This is a genomic window from Mycobacterium sp. ST-F2, assembly GCF_001905655.1.
In the GTDB taxonomy this organism is placed as follows: Bacteria; Actinomycetota; Actinomycetes; order Mycobacteriales; family Mycobacteriaceae; genus Mycobacterium.
On record NZ_JMHT01000067.1, the window covers coordinates 13,734 to 32,408 of the forward strand.

At 62.7% G+C, this 18,675-nt stretch carries 9 protein-coding genes; 2 read left to right on the forward strand and 7 right to left on the reverse strand.

From position 1 onward, the window contains the following. Window positions 1–77 precede the first annotated feature (77 nt). From drmC to EB75_RS22320, 7 genes are all read right to left on the reverse strand, one after another. Window positions 78–782: a DISARM system phospholipase D-like protein DrmC gene (drmC, locus tag EB75_RS22290; RefSeq protein WP_073697446.1), complete on the reverse strand. Its 705-nt coding sequence runs from the start codon at window positions 780–782 to the stop codon at window positions 78–80. Then, complete coding sequence (gene drmB, locus EB75_RS22295; protein WP_073697447.1) at window positions 772–2,823, reverse strand: MrfA Zn-binding domain-containing protein; 2,052 nt, start codon at window positions 2,821–2,823, stop codon at window positions 772–774. The genes drmC and drmB overlap by 11 nt, the downstream gene beginning before the upstream one ends. Continuing rightward, complete coding sequence (drmA, locus tag EB75_RS22300) at window positions 2,823–6,536, reverse strand: DISARM system helicase DrmA (protein ID WP_073697448.1); 3,714 nt, start codon at window positions 6,534–6,536, stop codon at window positions 2,823–2,825. The genes drmB and drmA overlap by 1 nt, the downstream gene beginning before the upstream one ends. Beyond that, complete coding sequence (locus EB75_RS22305; RefSeq protein ID WP_073697449.1) at window positions 6,536–10,606, reverse strand: DNA methyltransferase; 4,071 nt, start codon at window positions 10,604–10,606, stop codon at window positions 6,536–6,538. Before EB75_RS22305 ends, drmA begins: the two co-directional genes overlap by 1 nt. Beyond that, on the reverse strand, window positions 10,606–14,154 hold the full coding sequence (gene drmD / locus EB75_RS22310; RefSeq protein WP_286150293.1) for a DISARM system SNF2-like helicase DrmD: 3,549 nt from the start codon (window positions 14,152–14,154) through the stop codon (window positions 10,606–10,608). Before drmD ends, EB75_RS22305 begins: the two co-directional genes overlap by 1 nt. Window positions 14,155–14,325: 171 nt before the next feature. Then, complete coding sequence (locus tag EB75_RS22315; RefSeq protein ID WP_142239762.1) at window positions 14,326–15,327, reverse strand: hypothetical protein; 1,002 nt, start codon at window positions 15,325–15,327, stop codon at window positions 14,326–14,328. After that, window positions 15,320–15,844, reverse strand: coding sequence for a KwaA family protein (locus tag EB75_RS22320; RefSeq protein WP_073697451.1), 525 nt, complete (start codon window positions 15,842–15,844; stop codon window positions 15,320–15,322). The genes EB75_RS22315 and EB75_RS22320 overlap by 8 nt, the downstream gene beginning before the upstream one ends. A 216-nt stretch (window positions 15,845–16,060) precedes the next feature. Here EB75_RS22320 and EB75_RS22325 point away from each other — a divergent pair, with 216 nt between their 5' ends. Then, window positions 16,061–16,681: a hypothetical protein gene (locus EB75_RS22325; protein WP_073697452.1), complete on the forward strand. Its 621-nt coding sequence runs from the start codon at window positions 16,061–16,063 to the stop codon at window positions 16,679–16,681. After that, on the forward strand, window positions 16,678–17,721 hold the full coding sequence (locus tag EB75_RS22330) for a helix-turn-helix domain-containing protein (RefSeq protein ID WP_073697453.1): 1,044 nt from the start codon (window positions 16,678–16,680) through the stop codon (window positions 17,719–17,721). Before EB75_RS22325 ends, EB75_RS22330 begins: the two co-directional genes overlap by 4 nt. Window positions 17,722–18,675 lie beyond the last annotated feature (954 nt).

Here is an 18,675-nt window from a genome sequence, read left to right on the forward strand (position 1 = left end):
TCCCTCGGGTCCCTCGGCTTTGGTCAGGGGCAAGAATGCGCGTCGCGCAGCCGTGCACCGACGTGTGGATTCTGTTGCTATTCCAGCTCATACAAGGACCCCCGCTTGCTGGCCATGGTCGACTCAATTGATGCTGCGAGGCCGCTGTCGTGAATCAGCAGACCGAACTCGATGTTTCGGTTCTCAGCGTTGTACGAGAAGTTTGCACTTGTCAGCAGAACGATCTCATGGTCGACGACAATGAACTTGGTATGGCTGACGATCGGCTGTCCATTCGGCAAGTTGGCTGAGCGGTAGACGTTCGCCCGCGGGAGCCGTGCCTTGACGCCGCCAGGGTCGCCCTTGCCTGCGTCGACGTAGACACACACAACCACCTCGGGCTCATCGGATGCTGTCTGGAGTGCGTCCCACATGCTTGATGTCGATGAGAAGTTATAGGTCGCACACGTCACCGAAATGCGGGCCGCGGCGACGACATCGTGAAACTGATTGGTCAGATGTCCGGTCGTGGCTTCGTTTCCGGGCATCGTCCAGACGGGAGTGAGGTCGCGGTGCGCAGACTTTGCACCCGCGATCCCGCGGAGCACCGCCACCGAGATGGCTGGCTCAGTGTGTCCAATTCCCGCTAAATTCAACAGTTTTGCGACATTCTCGCGACGGGAGTGGCTTACCGCTACGAGTGCATGCGCGATATGCTCACCGGCGTCGATGAGCACTGCCAGGCTTTCGGCCTCGGTTGCGGTCAGGTACTCCCCCAGTTGTTTCAGCGGGTCATCGGACATCAGGGCTCCCGAAGAACCCCGGCACCGGCTTGCCGTGCGCGCTGGGCAATGTGAGCAGAAACCGGCGGTCGAGGAATCGGTTCGCCCTTTCGCACGATGTCTCCGATGCGAACGTGCAGCAGTGGCACGCCGCCCCGTGCAGGAAGTCCTCCGGGTCACTCGGAGTGCGCATGGCGCACACTGGGTCCGACGAGCACCGAGCAGCTCGGCGAAGTGCCGAGATCACCAGCCCCTGCAGTCGAGTCGGCTCCGAAAGCGCGACGAGTCCGCCGAGGGTGCCTTCGCTATCTGAGGCGGTGGTACAGATCAACAATCCGGCAGCGCCCTCGCGATGCGCGGAGGCCGGCCACCCGTAGATCCGCTCGGTCAAGCTGGCCGCGCCGTAGCCACATGACATCGCCATCTCGCGGATCAGAACGTGAGACAGGGTGTGCAGCAACCAGTATCGCGGTGCAGGTAGTCGGGTGTCTGGATCCACAGCTTTGGCGGTCTCAGAGAAGCGTCGGGCGAAGTTACGCCGGTTAGCCGTCTGATGCGCCGCCCACAGCGGCGTCGTGTAGACGATGTTCTCCCAGTCTTCGATGGCATCGAGGCTGAGTTGCAGAAAGATTCCTTCGCCGCGGTCCTCCGTCGCGGGCACCCATGTCGGCTTGCCGTTGCGGGTGAGCTTGACCAGTCGACCAGGCAGGTCGTTGACTCGATCCATCTCATCAAGACGGGTGAAACCGATGAAGGCATTGACCTTCTTCATCTGGTTGACCGCGACGACGCGGCTGATCTGTGTGGGAAGCTCGGGGCCTCGTGCCATGTCGGTCACCATCAGCCCCGTGGTGTTCTTCTGAGAGGGGAACAGCGCCGGCTTCTGCAGGTATTGCCATTCGGGAATTAGGAGTTCTACGGGATCCCAGTCGTCACGCTTCTTCTTGCGCTCCTCGTCGGACTCTGGTGGCGTGAGCGCATCGGCAACCGCTGTCGCAAGATTCTCATTCGAAACTCCGCTCAGATCAATATCTTTCATACCTGCCATCGCGCGGATAACGTCGACTTGCCCAGCGAATTGCTTGATGGTGTCGACGCCGAGTCTTAGCCGGAGGAGGTCGCCGAGGGCTTCGGCTTTCTCTGCATCGGTCCGCGGCATGACGATGATCGATTGCGTCGAGGCGAACCACAAGTTCGAGGCACCCATCATGATCAGCGTCGGCCGCGCATTGCATTCTTTGTCGAAAGCATTTAAGTGCGGGTGTCGTCCCCGGCAGGTTTGCGGCAGCTTGTCGCGGCCCACCGACCCCTGTGCCTCTGCCATGCCGCGGGTGGCCCCGCATTGCGTGCACGCGATCATCGATCCGACGCTCTTGCCGAGATTGGCGTCCCGCATCTTCAGGTCCGGTCGCTCCGCCTTGGGGCATCGCCGGCCGCGATGCACCCACAGTTCGTACGGAAACTCGTCGACGTGACCGTTGGTGCATGTCAACAGATGCTGTGCGGGTACCGCGGGGCTCTCCCGCTTCCCAGTCTTCACGCCACCGCGTTGCGCGCCGCGGCCCGGGCAGCCCTTATGTGTGAATTGCGCGAGGTCCGGGCGGAAGGGATGGGTGTTGATGTAGCTGAACCGCGTCAGCGGGCCGAGGTAATCGCAGCCCGTGCATCGCAGCCACTGCGGGAATACTCGTGCGGGGATGCCTAAGTCGGCGCCCTCTTTGGCGAATGAGTTCTGTTTCGGCTGCCAGGGATAGGGCCGTAGCGCCTCGAGCTGCGGACCAAGGTGCATCCGAATCACGTTGAGGAGCCGGGGCTCGATGATCGCCGGAATCTTCTCGCGCCGTTTCCAGATGGGCTCCCAGTCGTCCAACCCTGCAGGCATCACCGAGAAACCGGGCAGATCCATGATCGCGCCCGGCCCGTAGGTATACAGCAGCGACGACGGCCGTGACGAGCCAACCTTAGCGCGGTTTTTGACCACCGCGTCTTCGGCGTCGGCCAACGGATCGAGCGCCTCCCCCGGATCGTGCAGCATCACTTCTTCGGGCGTGGTGTCGGTCATCAGGACTCATCCCCCACTGGCAGGGTCCATCGTGGTGCTCCGTCGGGTACGTGCGCGAACAGCCGCTCTGGGATCGGGCTGACTAGGATGTTGATCTCCGGTTGCACTTCCCGCATCGAGTTCGCGACGACGAAGGGCGCCTGATTCGATGACCCGACACCGGCTTTGGCGTTCTCGGGGCTCATCAGCAACGGCAGGTACTTGTCCCCTTCCCCAGTGCGCTCGTACACCAGCGTCCGGTGCATGTCGCTCGCGCGGTTGGCGCGATCTACCCACCGGTCGATGCGGTTGACCAACCGGTCGCTGGCATACTTCACCCTGGCGTCATCCTGCGCGGCGGCCGAGATCCGGGCTTTGAGTCGCTCGGCCACCCGCTCGACCACGTCCCGATGTTCCTTGATCCGCCAGGCTCCGCGCTCCTGGGAGAGCCCGTCATCGAGGGGCGCCTGCACGACGCGGGCCACGCTGACCAACAACCCGTCCAATCCTCGATCCAGCGACGTCGGTGAGTAGGGCGTCACCGACAACGCCTCCACCTGAGAGTAGAACGTCTCGTGGTAGTGGCGGAACTGCTCGTAATGCGCCAGATCGCGGGGGCGAGCCCAATTACCCAGCGTCACAACCAAACCGGGACGGGAGGCGTCGCGGCCGACGCGAGAGGACGCCTGAATGTACTCAGCGGTGTTCTTGGGCTGGCCAACGACGAGCATCAGCCCGAGACGCTGCACGTCGACACCGACCTGCAACATCGAGGTGGCCAGCACCACGTCGAACGGCGCCTCCTTGCGAGTGGGCACCTTCTTTCCGTCGCGCTGAGCGGCCATCCGCGCCTGGAAGGCTTCGGTGGTGTCATAGTCGGGGTCGAACTCCAACCCCAACCGGTCCAGTGTGCGCCCGATCTCCGACGATGCAATCCGGGCGGTGAGTTCACCGGTGTTCAGCAGACCGAATGCGGCCCCGTGTCGGGCTGGGAACCCGGAGTCTTTGCGGGGCCGTTTGATTCGATTCTGCACGTCGTCGCCCATGTAGCGGGTCATACCCGCCAGCTCTCGGGTGGCGTTGAAGTACCCGACCAGCGTCAGGTAAGGGTCCGCGGCCATGCCGCTGCGGTCCAACAGCAGCTGCCCGGCCGAGAGCAACACCTCCGAAACGCGGATCTCGGCGCTGGCCAGACGCACTCCCTGCGCGCTCACCCCAATGTAGCGGCGGCCGGGTGTTGTCTTGGTGATCGGGATTTCACGAGAGAAGTAGGTGTCGGCGACGTCGAGCACTTGCGGAGGAAAGATCTCCAGACGCCGCCCATACAGGCCACGCACCTGTTCCTGCGCGTTACGGACGGTGGCCGTAGACGCGACGATCAGCGGCCGCACCGGCTTGCCGTCGGGTTGTTCCCAGGAAGCCAGGGTCTCCACCGCCACCTCGAAGAGGCCGACCGCGGTGCCCAGCGCCCCGGTGATCAGGTGCAGCTCGTCCTGGATGATCAGATCGGGTGGTCGCAGCCGGTTCACCGGATGGACGCTGGCCGCGGGATATCCGGCCACGGCCGGATGCGCGGTGGAGATGTTGCACGGCGCATAGTCGGGATGGACGTAGCCGTGGCGGGCGCAGCGTCGTCCGACGTAGCCGAACAATGCCGCCGCTTCGCCTTCGCGGGCAAGACGGGCAAACTTGTCGACGGTGGCGATGACGAATGCCGGTGTCAGCCGGTAGATCTCCTCGTCCACGGTCAGAATAGGTAGGCCCTCGCTGACCTGCCCGCCTTTGGCGAATGGGCAGCGCGCGAGGTCATCACCGCAGTAGACGAACACCCGCCGGGCTGTCGCGTCGGCTTTGACCTGTGCCGCGGTGATCGGGGTGCCACACCAGGGACAGCGCTGGACCTGGAGCACGGTCAGCCGATGCGATCCGTATTCGTTGGCTTTGGTCAGTTGTTCGTCGGCTTCCTCGAAGCGTTTCGGGCTTACGTCCGTACCTACCCACAGCCCAATGCGGAACGGTTCACTGCCCCAGATGGTTTCGTCAGCTTGCCGCGCGAGTTCGGCCGCGCACACCAGTGCGGTGGCTCGCTGGAACTGCTGGGCGGTGAGCAGCCGCAGCGTGTAGCGCATCAGGACCGCTACGCCGTCGCGTCCGTCCAGCGGGCCGTCGGTGGAATCGACGAGACCCTGGCGGCGCCGGATCGCGAAGGTGTAGGCGGCCAGTCCGAGGTAGGCCTCGGTCTTGCCGCCACCGGTCGGGAAGAAGAGCAACTCCACTTGCGCCAAGTGCGCGGCGCTGCGCAGCGGCGATGTCGGGTCGGTGAGGGCTCCGAGTTGCATCAGAATGAACGCCAACTGGAAGGGCCGCCAGGATGCCGCCTTCGCGCCATCCTTGGCTACCTTGGCTTGTGCATCGGCGATCGACAACGCGGGATCCGATGCCCGCAAGGCCGCCACCTGGGAGGCGATGCGCTGATCCCGCATCACGGCGTTCATGAACTGAAAGCAGCGCAGCGCTTCAGCATCGGCCGCAAGATGTTCGAGCCCGGCCTGCAGCCGCTTGTGCGCGCGGCGGGCTTCTACCAGTGCCAGCTCGGCAGTATCGCGCAGATGGGGCGGCAACTGCGTCGTCGCTTCTTCTTGGGTCCCGAGCCAGTCCCCGTAGCCGGCGATCAGAGGCTGCAGGCCGGCGCGGACCTGTTCTGCGGTCGCGGTCGCCAGAGCATCCATGGACAGCAGTGCGTTCTCGACGTCGCGCGCCTGTGTCTGCGGGGTCTCGGCGACCGGCAACCAGGTGGTCCACACTGCGGTGGCGCGTCGCGAGCCCTTCTTGACTGTCCAGTCCACCGAGCAGGTCCGACCGATGGCGTATTCAAGCCTGTTGCGATACTGGAGGTTCAGACGCTGCACCTCGGCGTCGTGTTCCGGCAAGTCTTGCTCGAGCACATCGCACACGGGGAGAAACACCTCCGCTCCCCCGGCATCGATGTGGAGCTTGGTTTGGAACATCCACATACCGATCGGGATCGGCATCGGTGTCTCGCGGTCGTTACACAACGCGATTTCGATGAGCACCCGTCCGTACATCGCGTCGTCGTAGCGGTCCACCCGGAGACAGATGGTGTCGCGCAACGGGATCGTCGTCGTCTGCCCGGCGTCTAGATCGGCAAGGCGAATGATGCGGGGTTCTTCGACCGGGATGCGTTGAAAATGCCGAATCGGACGGCCCGCCTTGGTGACCTTGTCCGTCTGCACCGACTCGTACGTTCCCCACGAGGCCGTGACGGTGAACGCCTCCAAGTCGGGTGGTACCTGGAACCGCAGGCCCATCGACGAGGGAATCATCAACCCCTGCTTGGGTGCTCGGTCCTCAGCATCGTCGTCGGCAGCATCGGCCTCACCGTCGTCAGCGGCAAACGCGGGTATGCCCCGTCCCTCAGCCGCGGCATTCTCGTCAGCACGAGCTTCGGCCAGCTCGCCACGCTCAGTGCCTTCGGCAACGTCACCGTTACCGGCTGTGGCGCCGGTGAGCCGCACCGGCGCGATGTATCCGACCAAGTACTGGGAGCGGGGGCTGAAGGGCAACACCTCGTCGGGGCCATGGATCGGGCCGAGAAGCTCGCGCTCCAGAATGTCAACTAAGTTCTCTCGAACCGTGAACGACGAGCCGTCCGGCTCGAATGTCAACTCGTAGGGCGAGGCCGGTTCCTTCGCTTTCTCAGTGGCGCTGGTCATTACAGCAGTGTCCCTTGCTCGTCTGGTGCGCTCTTGCCGCGACGGCCTTTCCTTCTCGACTGCGGCGTCCGCTTTGCTTCCTCGGCGGCTCGGCGGTGGTTCTCCTCCAGCAGCCGATCCAGGATCTCCACTCGCGCTGCGGGGCTCACCGTCCAACGCTGCATCTGCCGATAGGTGTGGAAGCCATGGTCGAGCGGAATGTCCGACCAGCCGTACGCATCAATCACGGCTTGGTCGAGCTCGACGTGGATTGCGCGCATACGGGCGACATCCGGGTCTGAGTCTTCGGTGATCTGGAGGTCGTTGACCAGGTTGTACAGATCAGTAACTCCCAGCTGTCGACTAAGCATGACCGCGCGTCGCTCCTCATCGAGGGTCTGCCCAAACTGGAACAGACGCTTCGTGAAGTCAGGGAGGGGAAAGGTCTCGAACGCATCGCTCGGCGCGTAATTTACCCGGTTCTCTAAGGTCGAGCTATAAAGAACAGCCCAGGACCAGTGAGCCGAAGAAGAAAGAACGGCCTGCATCGCGTACGAGTCTGTCGCGAAGACATCGAGCCTGTGGCTGAAAACCTGCCCGGTGGGCACCCGGAGAGGCATCACCGCCTTACTGACGAGCGCGATAACAAGTACTTCATCGAGGCCATCGATTGCTTTCCGCAGCGCGGGCCGCTTGTCACCGTACTGCCACCAACGATCACGATGGGCCTTGCGATTTACCTTTTGACGTTCTGGGTAAACGAGCTGTTTGACGCGCTGGAATGGCAGCTCCCATTGGGACGCGGTTTCTAGCGAGGCGTCGTTGAAATCGATCACCCAACGTGATGCGGAACAATCTGGGCGAGAGTTGAGGTCCTCGCCATTCAAATAGGGAAAGAGCACCTCGGCGTTACCCGGTTCCGTAGCAATCCACTCTTGTGCTTCCGCTGGTTCGACGACAAAGCCTAAGCCGACTACTACGCAGCCCTGGAACGCGATGTTGGCATTAGCTAAAAGCCGTAAAGGGTTGCCTTCTACGCGGCCACCAGGTTCAAGAAGCGCAGATATGCGTTTGACAAGTGCGTCGTCACTGATACACGGCACATCGTCAACTCGCCCGACCGTGCCCCATACGGCAGCATACTCAAGACTTGCGCTAGCGACCGGCCAGGACCGACTTTGGATCGCTCGTGTAATGGAAAATCCGGACGCCACCATCTGGTCTAGACCGACCTCGCGAGTATCTCCCTGTGCAATCGTGTTGGTGGCGATTAGCCCGACGGTCCCGTTAGCGGCGAGCAATGAACGCGCGCGCAGAAAGAAGTACGCCACCTGGTCGGCATTGCCGGTCACTCCCTTCGCGATCACGTTCACAAGCCATTCACGAACGCCTGAACCAATTGCTCCAGAAACCTTCTTTCCGCCGAGAAATGGCGGATTCCCGACGATGGCGTCGAATCCACCGCGATCAACGACCACGTCGGCCGCTTCGATGATCCAGTGGTTCGGCTGCCAGCGCCGGTAGTCGGTCGAGACAGTCGGCTTGAGGCCGGCATCGATAATCGTGTCAAGCATCGCCAAATTGCGGTCGCCTGCCCGCGGGTACGCGGCCTTGATAGCGATGCGTAGGTTCTCGTAAGCCTCGTCGAGGGCCTTGCCTGGTTTACCGCCGAGCGGCAGTCCGGCTGCGACGATGCCGTCCGCAATCTTCCGTAGATCCGCTGTCACCTCATTTAATTGAGCGAGCTGGCGGCGTTTGGCCGCGCTATTGCGGGCCGGGTCGTTCTCGTCGATTTCGGTGGCAAGTCTGCGCCGCAGGTCGGCAGCCCTATGGATGATCGCGTCAATGTCGACGTCGAAGATGTCGAACATCTCGCCGGCGGGGACGCGTGACGGATCGATGTGGAGCTTCCGAAGCTGGTCCAGGCTGGTGATGCCAAGCAAAGAGTTACCAAGAAAAATCTTGTCGTCGACGAACGAGAACGGCAGATCCCGGTCGAGCGAGACCAACCATAGTGAGAGCTTGCACATCTCGACGGCCATGTCGTTGATGTCGGCGCCGTATAGGCAGTTAGCGACCACCTCGCGGATGGCACGGCGGTGTAGATCACTGCGGTGGGCATTGGCGGCATCTTCAGCGGTCCACGCTTCGACTATCCTGTCAGCGAGATAGCTTGCTGCCGAAACCAGGAATGCACCTGAGCCGCAGGCAATATCGGCGACCTTCAGGCTCAGCAGGTCATCGGAGGATTTGAGTCTCCACTGAGATTCGTCGGCGGTCTGATAGGGACCGGGAGAATAGCACAGCGGCTGTAGGGCGTGCAGAACAACTTCTCGGGCAAGTGATTTAGGAGTGTAGTGCGCTCCCGCGTTCTTACGGGACGGCGTTTCCTTCACCATCAGCCCGCCGTCGAGCACCACGAATGGTCGGCCCCGAAGGTCCTGCCGCATGATTCCCAGCCAAGGCAGCACACGCTCACGCAGCGCCGTGTCGTCGCCGACCGCTTGCGCCAGGCCGCTTACCACACTCGGCTCCACCTGGGCACCAATACCTTTGGCAATTGCGGCAGCTGACTGGGGTTTGGCCGAGGGTTGATCACTTTCGACGTGCGCCCGGATTGCGTCGGCCAGCTTCTTCGGAGCAGTGTTAGCCGCTGCAAGCCGTTCCAGTTCCGACAGCGAGATCTCTGGTTCTTCGCCGCGGGCACCTTGCAGGCCGAGATAAGTCTCACCGACGGTGACAGCGGTGTAACCCAGCAGGCCTTCGTAGATGTAGCCGATCTGTTCGACGTCGATGTCGCGGAACGAGATTCGGCGTGCTTCCCCACCTTTGAGGACGGCCTGCTGCACCGAGCGCAAGGCGTGCAACATCACCCGATCCGACACGGTGATGGCCAAGTTTCCGTGCGCGGTGAGCGCGGTCAGGAACGGGAAACGCTCCGGGTCGAACAGGGAGCCGCCGTAAGCAGGGACCCGCATGTTCTCGAACGACGCTCCCCCGTAGAGCGCCTGACTCGTGGCGAGCAGCCGATGCCACGTCAGCGAGGTGGCATCGAGGGCCTCTTCGCTTTCCTCGGCTTCGCGTGCTTGCAGCCGGTCGAGCTCGCGGGAGATCCCGTACCCCTGCTCGAACAACTCCCCCGACGGCAGCAGGCCGCGTTCTTCGGCGAACAGCAGGAACACGATCCGCATCATGATCGTCACCGCAGCTTCATAGCTTTGGTGGGTGTCGGCAGGTAGGGGATCGGGTTCGCCGCGTTGTTGAGCGTCGCGGGCCGATTCGGAGAACGACTGGATGAGCAGTTCCACCGCGCGACGCACCTGCGCGCCAAGGGCTTCGGTGATCTCCTCGGCAGCAGCCACGGATTCCTCGAACAGCACCGGCAGCCGCTCGTCTTCCTTGCCGCCGATGATGTGCTGGCGCGAGATCAGCGTCAGGAAAGCATCGCGGGTGCGAGGTTCCTCCACCCAGGTCAGTGCGTCGATCACTCCGGAGGCGGTCATCGCGCCAGCACGTGCGCACACGAGTGCCCACCAGCGTCCGTCCGTGACGATGCCGATCGGAATGTCGTTCTCGCGCAGCAGCGCTTCCATTCGGTCCACCGGAGTGGCCGCCCACAAGTCACTGGGAACCTGACGCAATGAGTCGACAGGATCGATCACCGACACCAGCGCGCCGATAGCGCCGTCGGGGTCGAGCAGGGCCGCCTCGGCACCGACGGTGACCGCACGGTTGGGCGACTGAGCCGTTACCCCGGCGACGGGTCCCCAGGACAGGGATTCGGCCCAGCCGACGACATCGCGTAATGCGGTCTCGACCCATTTGTCGCGGGCGATGCGGTACGCGTCATCGGTCGCGCCGTCGTCGCCGGTGGCTCGGTCTGCTGTCTCCCATGCGACTTCGAAGTCCTTGCGGGCGTAGAGCAGTGCCTCTTTGCGGGTGTCATCCAAGGCTGGCATGCCCTGAGGCCAGACCCGCTTGAGCGGGGCGATCGCCAGGAACGGGCCATCGGTGTCGACGAGTTCGAGCCACGCGTGGTGCAGCTCAGAGGCACTCGGTGTTGAACGTTGCCGGGGTGTGCGGGGCGCCATCAGCGCAGCCCTCCTTTCGCGTCCTCGGGGGTGAGTGCGAAGACCACTGCAGCGGCGGTGGTGTGGGGTTTGACGTCGGCGTAGCGGTCGGCGATCGCCGCGATTTCACGGGCCTCCTCGTCGTCGAGTTCGTCTAGACGACGCTCCATCGAGTCGATGTCGCGGCGCCACTGCTTCTGCTGCTCGTCGGCCCACAACATAGCTTCGGCTTCGGCTTCCTTGCTGCGCAACAAATCCAGGGATTCCCGCAGGTTGGTCCGGAATGCGGCGAAGATGTCACGCGCCCGCTGGATGTCAGCGGCCCGGCGTTTGTCCAGCTGTTCCAGCACCCGGGTGTGCCGACGGTCGGCGCGAGCGTGCATAGACTCCTCCAGCCGAGCGCGCAGCGGCGCGTCCGGGGCGTTCCAGATCTCACACAGCTCGTCGCGGACCCGGCGGCTGGCCAGCGTCAGGCGCTCCCCGTCCAGGGCATGATCAAGGGCGTGTTCGGCTTTCTCCTCGGCCATCGCGCGGCGGCCTCGTAGGCGAACGCCGACCAGAAACACCTCCTCGTGCAGCCGCACTCCCCCGCGACCGACGAGCACCATGCGGGTCACCGCCGCCACGAACGATTCCGCCGTGTCGTCGATCACCACCGCGGTGACTCGGTTCAGGGTGGAATCCACACTCCACAGCGAGCGGCGCAGCAGCCGTTGCGCTTTCTGCACGATCGGATGCCCCAGGTGGACATACACCAGATCACTGCGTCCTTCAGCAGCTCCCGGGTCGAACGTGATCGGGCGCAGCACATCAGGTTTCAGCCGGGTAGCCAAGCCTTTGAGGGTGTCCTGCCAGGCTGGGCTCAGCGGAGGCATTTCGAACACTTCGGCGTCGGTGTCGGCGTCGCCGACCGGCTGCAGTGGAAGCTGGTGGTTGATCCGAAGCGCGGTGTCGACCACGCGACGCAGGTTTTGCGGCTCCAGATGCAGATCCGCCCGCGATGCGTCGTAGCCGCGTTCCAGCTCGGTGAGCCGGGTGTTAAGTTCGATGCCGCCGGCCAAGGCTTCCTGGATCACCTGGTTGCCGTCGAGGCCCTTGGCTTTGCGTTTGGCGGGCTTGCGGCGGGCGAAGTGCTCTTGGATCTCGTCACCGATCACCTGGTTAGCCGATCCCAGATCCACCTCGACCTGGGCGATCTTACGAGCGATGCGGGCCATGAAGTCCGCGTCAGCGGCGTAGGTGGAGGATTTGTCGTCGGGCACGAAGTGAAACACCTCGGGTGTTTCGGTCTGCCCGTAGCGGTCGATGCGGCCGATGCGCTGTTCGAGTCGCGAAGGGTTGAACGGGATGTCGAAGTTCACCAGCCGGTGGCAGTGGTTCTGCAGATCAATGCCTTCGCCGGCGGCATCGGTGGCCAGCAGCACGCGCACCGGTTCCTCGGTCGGGTCGGCGGTGAATTGCGACCGGATGTACTCGCGGTCCTCGGTAGGGGTCGCACCCTCGATGACGGCCAGCCGGTCGGCGTAGCCGCGCTGAGTGAGTACTCGCTGCAGCCAGCCGAGCGTGTGGGCGTACTCGGTGAACACCACGACCCGCTCGTTGGTCCAGTGGGTGCCGTCGGGCCGGCAGACCGCGTCGAGGAAGGTGAGCAGCCGCTCCAGGCGTGAGTCGGGACGGCTTTCGTAGCTCAACCCCCAGTCCGCGAGTTTCTCCAGCTGACCGGGTTCGGCGGCGCTGAGTGGGTCGGAGGCCTTGGACTCACGCAGCCGCTCGGCCTCGTCGTGCTCCCACAGACCTTCTTCCTCGTCCGCCTGGCCTTCTCCGAAGATGTCGTCGTACTCATCGTCTCGGAGTCCGCGTCCGGCCCGCGCGTCGCGGTAGTGGCTGATCGTCATGCCGAAGGCGAACGGGCTGGACAGGAACCGCTTCTTGAGCAGCATGGTGACGATGTCGCCGCCCGGTTTGGTGCCGTTCTGCTTCGCGCTGCGGGTGACGATCTCATCGAGCAGCGAAAACATTTCCTGCTCACTGCCCTCGGGAGTGAAGTCCAGGATGTTCACCTGGCGGTCCTTGAAGCCTTTGCCTTTGAGGTCTCGCTTGAGCCGGCGCACCGTCACGTCTTTGAGCGCGACAGAGTCCAGCAGCGCGCCGCGAGAGAACCGGCGGGGGTCGATCATCTCCATTAGCGCGGTGAACGACTCGGGGTAGCCGTTGTGCGGGGTGGCGCTCAAGAACAGCCGATGCTCGCACGTGTCGGCGAGTTGACGCACCGCCACGGTCCGCTGGGTGTCCACCGAATAGCCGCGCCCGCTGGCCACCGCCGAAGGGCTCGACGGGGCGACGTGGTGGGCTTCGTCGACGATGAGTAGGTCGAAGGCGAACCGCTTACCCAGCTTCGGGTTCTTGGACTGGGCGTAGACGTCGCGCAGCAGACGCTGGCAGCGCACCTGCGGCAGCCAGGACATGGACACAATCACCCGGGGATACAGCTGGAACGGGTTGGCGTGCAGGCCGTGGGTGCGGCGCACCTGGGCCATCAGCTCGCTGTTGACGATGACGAACTGCAGGCCGAACTTGTCGCGCATCTCGTCCTGCCACTTGAGCGCCAGGCTCGGCGGGCACACGATCACCGCAGTGCGGGCACGATGCCGCAGGAACAGTTCCTGGACCACCAGGCCGGCCTCAATCGTCTTGCCCAATCCGACGTCATCAGCCAGCAGCAGGTTGGTCCTAGGGCTCGTCAGCGCTCGCCTTAGGGGTTCGAGTTGGTAGGCCTCCACGGTGACGCCGGACCAGAACGGCGCCTGGTAGCGGTTGGGGTCGGCCGAGGTGACCGCACCCCAGCGCATCGCGTCGATGAAGCCCGCCAAGGTCACCGGATCGTCGAAGCCGTCCGGGTTGATGTGCTCGGGCAGCCCCTGAGGCGGGGTGACCGTCTTACCGACCTCCAGCTCCCAGATCACCGACAGCTGTTCACCGAGCCGGTCCTCGTCGAGTGACTGCAAATCGACCACGTGATTGAGCTTCGCCGCCGCATCGTCAGCCGGGCTCAGCGGCAGACCCTGAGCCTGCACGTTGGCGACCGCCCATGTCGATCCGCGGACCTCGACGACCTGACCGGGCTCGGGAAGCGCCGGGGCAGCTGGTGGCACAGGTAATCCTCCGGGTGGTGGCGTTGGCCGAACAGTATCGCCGTCGACACCGACAACCGCGCGGATGGTGTCCTCAGACACCCCGAAATGCTCAGCGGACTGCTTGATCGCCTCAGCTGTAGCGCTGCGCTTTTGGGTGGGATCGGCGCTGGAGGTCGCGGCGCTGTAATCCCGTCGGATCTTGTTTCTCTGCCCCGAGGTCAACAGCTCCTCGGGCAGCACCTCCGGTAGTTCATCGTGGAGCAGGTAGTCGATGGTGTCGTAGGAGATGCCGTACTTTGCTTCAAGCTCGGCGCAGGTGTTGCGCATCGCCCACTCAACGCCGTGCGCGTCGATCGCCTCTTCAACGGCGCGACGGATCGTTGAACGCTGGCGTGGCGACAGGTGGTCGGCCTCTGACTGCGGTGTCTCCCCCACGCAGCACCACGGTAGCTGGGGTTCTCGGACATTGTCCGTATTTCTTCGCCGCCGTGGCGCCCCAGCAACTTTCAACAAGTGCGGCAATGATTGTTCGTGGCTGACCGGCTCTCGCTTCCTGAGGTTGTCGCCCAGTTTCTTTGGATATCTCACTGCGGAGGTGGTGCCGGTTTAGCGTCGGGCGCGTGTACCGACGTCCCACGGTGTCGCGGAGTGCCAGCCCATATAGAGCCTTTCATCGATTAGCTTCAGTACGACGGCAACATCGGCCTTGGCAAGGGCCAAGGTGTCACCCGGCAGCAATCGTTCATGTTCGAGTCCAACCTCGACCATTTTTTCGCGCAGCTGATCAGCAGTGTACGTCTTTGCCAGGTAGCCACGCTCGTGCAAGCCCCGAAGCTGGCTGGCTACGCGGACGCTCGACTGGGCGGCATCCTCCAGCACCGCGGCCGACTCGTGGTCTAACGGCAAGGCCTGCACCGCAGCTCCGCTCCACACGGGGATGCGTCCTCGAAGCACGTCGATGTCGCGGAAGAGTTTCTCGAACGATTCCTTACGCAAGATGGCGATGTGATCAGGCGTGACCACCATGTCGAAGTCCGTGGCGAACATCAGGATCGGCTCGGTGAGCTGGCGTAGCCCATCTCCGAACTGGGTGAGGACCTTGCCGAGCTGGCCCACCTGATAAGGGTTTCGTTCCTTGAGGAACGCTATTCGGCAATCCGGGTCGTCTCCGATCACCACGGCGTAGAACGGGAACGACTGCTTCTTGAGGTCGTCGCGGGTGATCTGATCGGCCGACGCAGCAGCATCGAGAACCTCGAATACGGCTGGGTCCATCTCGATGATTTGCGGTTCTACCGTGGGGTCGGGAGCGGCCCCCGGGGTGCGTCGGCGGCGACGCGGTTCGGGCCGGTGCACGACCAGCGTGTCACGCCTTACGAGCACGAACTGTACTTCGGGGTCAAATGCGAGGTCGTCGGAGTAACCCACCGCTGTCCGCCCGGATAATCTCTCGACGGTTTCCACTGCCAAGGCACGCAGCGTCTCGCGAACATCGGGATGCATCTTGACCCGAAATCCCTTGAACCTGGTCGACATTCGCTTGCCCAGCAGCAAGGTCATGTCCCCGTTGGGATCCAGGGCGGCCGGATCGAAGGTAGGTTCACTCATGGGTGGACGCTGGCACCTCGACCCTTACAGCCGGGTTGAGCGAAGCGACGCGCAAGACGCTTCCCGGCGCTACTGACCGCGATCTCACGATAATGTGGCCATCCCATCCCCCGTCGGTTCTGACGTGTACCACCCGACGGCCCAGCAGATACAAGGTCGGGTTGATCTGGGTCATCTCGGATCGGATGTACACGACAGCCAACACCACGAGGAATATCACGTACGCGCAGATATCCCGGATCTTCGGCTCGGCGACGGTGACGAACGGCAGCAGATATGTCGCCAGGTAACCGCTGATCTCGGGACCCTTGTCGACGACGCTGGCGACCCTGATCGGATCCGCTGAGGTCCGGCGAGTGACCACAAATCCGATCCAGACCATGTCGGCGAATCCGATTACGGCGAGAGCTGCGCAGGCAAACTGCAGCCACACCGTCTCGAATCGGACGGCGAAGAGCACGAACAACAGCGCGAAGGAACCCAGGAACAGACGCAAGCGCCGAAAGTGCTCCGTCATCGTGGTTTCCTCGCGTCGAACTATCTGTACCGTCGCAGCGTAAGCACGGTGTCGGACATAACCAGCTATCGAGCCGCTGCCTTCGCTGCCGCACGTGGTCGAGCCTTCCTACGTCAAGTGGAACTTCGTGGCGCCGCTCACGCCCGCGCCGAAAGACGCGACCCCATCACATTCGAAACGGGAATCTTGTCGGACACTGCCGGTATATTTTCCGGTATGTTTTCAGCACCTTACCCCACTGACGAAGAAGTGACCGCCGAACTCGGCGACAAATTTTTGGAATCGCTGGTAGGCGCCGTTCGTGGCGCTCGAGCCGACCTAGCCGATATGCGGGACTGGCGCCCGGGGTGGTTCCCCACCATGCACGCCCGCTGCCTGTCGAATCTGATCCACGATCGCATCTGGGCGCGGCTCATCGCCCTTGTCGAAACTGACAACGCAGCCAACGTCATCGAAATTGGCCCCACCCGGGAGATCGCGATCGGCATCCACCTTCGCTTGCGAGTCAAGCGTCACCTCACCAACGACCGGATTAGCACTTACCCGACGCGGACCGCGATTGAATTCTGGCGGCAAAGCACCGACACACTGCCGGGCCTCGAAGAGGTTCGCATCGCCGTTGGATACCGCTGGGACCGTGAGCTCCGTGAGATTGAAGCACCCGTTGTCTCGTTGCGCGACGGCAAGGATAACGTCATCTGGGCCATCGAATTGAGCGAGCCCGCCGAGGGCGAGAAGGTGACTTGGAATCCGATCGAGCCGAACCTGCCGACGATCGACCTGGGCGATCTCGCTAGCGAGGTCGATGATGACGAAGGAGAATCGAGCACGCCATGAGCGGATTGGGAGATGTGCTCGCGATCGCCCGGAAGGCGCGGGGGCTCACCCAATCCGAACTCGCCGACATGGTGGGAGCTACGCAACCCACCATCAATCGCTACGAGGCCGGTGATCGCGAACCAGAAGCAGAGACAATAGCTGCCCTGGCGAACGCTCTTGGGGTTACCGAGCAGCTCCTTATCCATGGCAACCGTTTCCGTGGAGCTTTGGCGGTCGACGCCCACATGCGTCGGCAAAAAACCACCAAAGCCTCCCTATGGCGCCAAATGGAAGCACGGCTGAATCTGCTCCGGGTGCACTCGTCGTTCCTCTTCGAGCAGATATCGACCATGAGCGAACAGCACGTCCCAACATTCGATCCAGAAGATGTGCCTGCGCAACATGCGGCGCGATTGATTCGCGCGCAGTGGCGGATGCCATTGGGCCCAGTCGTCAACTTGACCCGATGGCTCGAAGGTGCAGGCGTGCTCGTTTTCGAGGAGGACTTCGGTACGCATCGGATCGACGGTCTATCGCAATGGGTCGGCGACCACCCCGTGATGCTTGTCAACGCGAACGCCCCGCCAGACCGCAAGCGACTTACCAAGGCACACGAACTCGGCCATTTGGTGCTGCACTCGAACATCGCAACAGAGAATATGGAGGGCGAGGCCAACCGCTTCGCCGCTGAATTCTTGATGCCCCTCGATGAGATACGACCTGAGTTGCGGAAGGTTGATCTCGGCACGCTGGCAGCATTAAAGCGCGAGTGGGGGGTTTCGATGCAAGCCCTCCTCGAACGCGCCTACGGCCTTAAAACGGTCACAGCTGAGGAGCGGACACGGTTCTACAAGATGATGAACGCTCGTGGCTGGAAGACGAACGAGCCGGGTGGCGAATTCCTCCCGAGTGAGCGTCCCGAGTTTCCGACACGCATTGGCGACGCGCTCAAGGCAAAGGGATTCACCGAAGAGCGCATTGCGGAGATAGCCGGCGCAGCTTCTCCGTCGAACAACCCCTTCCAGCCAACACCCACGAACCGACTTCGTGCGCTCTGAAAGTCGACAGCATCGTGCCCGCCTACTGAGACAAGCCAGCTAGTGTCCGTGACCCGGTCCCACGGCGCGGACACCTCAAGCGGTCTGCGGCAATCATCGAACACATCGAGATGCTCGGCGCTCTCAAGTTTCGCTGGACTTCGTCCGGCACTCTCAGGTCTTTGTGGACGGAGTTGGTCCACTCCGTCCACGACTACTTGAGAGTGCCCAGCTCGCAGCTACTCCGCGCTGTCAACTATTTCTGGATCGGACACCCTGACTCGGGATTGGTTGACGGAAATCCGGGAATGTAGAACCGTCCGAATCTGCCCTGCTTTCCAGAACGATCTCGCTATTTGCCGGCTAGACCGCCTATTCCGGGCCGAGTCCGCGACTACCCGGTGGTGCCGGAAACTCTCTGTTCGGACGTCCAGAAATATCCGAGAGTGTCAGTTTTCCTCGTGGTCCCTGAACTTTTGCCGGCCTGACCTCCTTGCAATGTCCGGGCCATTGATCCGAATATTCGTCACGTGACGTTATGTGCGAGGTGTGGCCGGACGTTTCGGATGTGCGAATTTCGCTCTCCGACCATGGTTTTGACAAGTATTCGCCGTCGGCATTCGCCTGGGTTGATTCGCGCTGCCGCCAACTCGATGAGTTGCAAGAGCAGTCCGCCACGCAGTGCCACATTGGCCGCGGTCGGGCAATCGCTACCGAATGTATTAATTTGACGAGTAGAAAAATTAAATAGTGTACACCCCCAATAAATAATTCGATGCATATGCCAGTGAGCCGGACTAGACTTCGCCTGAATAGATGAACGACCACGAGATTGCGCGAGCGGGCGAGCCGAGACAGGGCTAGCAACCCGCACGAGATGAGGCGCTTTCATGCACGCTCACGACTTGGCTCTACCCACGCACCTGGGCCTTGCCCCCATGTAGTGGACACGGGATTTGTGGTTACGCGGCTACT

Bases quoted from the DNA above. Each gene is read 5' to 3' on its own strand.
- drmC (WP_073697446.1), bottom strand. From the start codon at position 782: ATGTCCGATGACCCGCTGAAACAACTGGGGGAGTACCTGACCGCAACC.
- drmB (WP_073697447.1), bottom strand. From the start codon at position 2,823: ATGACCGACACCACGCCCGAAGAAGTGATGCTGCACGATCCGGGGGAG.
- drmA (WP_073697448.1), bottom strand. From the start codon at position 6,536: ATGACCAGCGCCACTGAGAAAGCGAAGGAACCGGCCTCGCCCTACGAG.
- EB75_RS22305 (WP_073697449.1), bottom strand. From the start codon at position 10,606: ATGGCGCCCCGCACACCCCGGCAACGTTCAACACCGAGTGCCTCTGAG.
- EB75_RS22315 (WP_142239762.1), bottom strand. From the start codon at position 15,327: ATGAGTGAACCTACCTTCGATCCGGCCGCCCTGGATCCCAACGGGGAC.
- EB75_RS22320 (WP_073697451.1), bottom strand. From the start codon at position 15,844: ATGACGGAGCACTTTCGGCGCTTGCGTCTGTTCCTGGGTTCCTTCGCG.
- EB75_RS22325 (WP_073697452.1), top strand. From the start codon at position 16,061: ATGTTTTCAGCACCTTACCCCACTGACGAAGAAGTGACCGCCGAACTC.
- EB75_RS22330 (WP_073697453.1), top strand. From the start codon at position 16,678: ATGAGCGGATTGGGAGATGTGCTCGCGATCGCCCGGAAGGCGCGGGGG.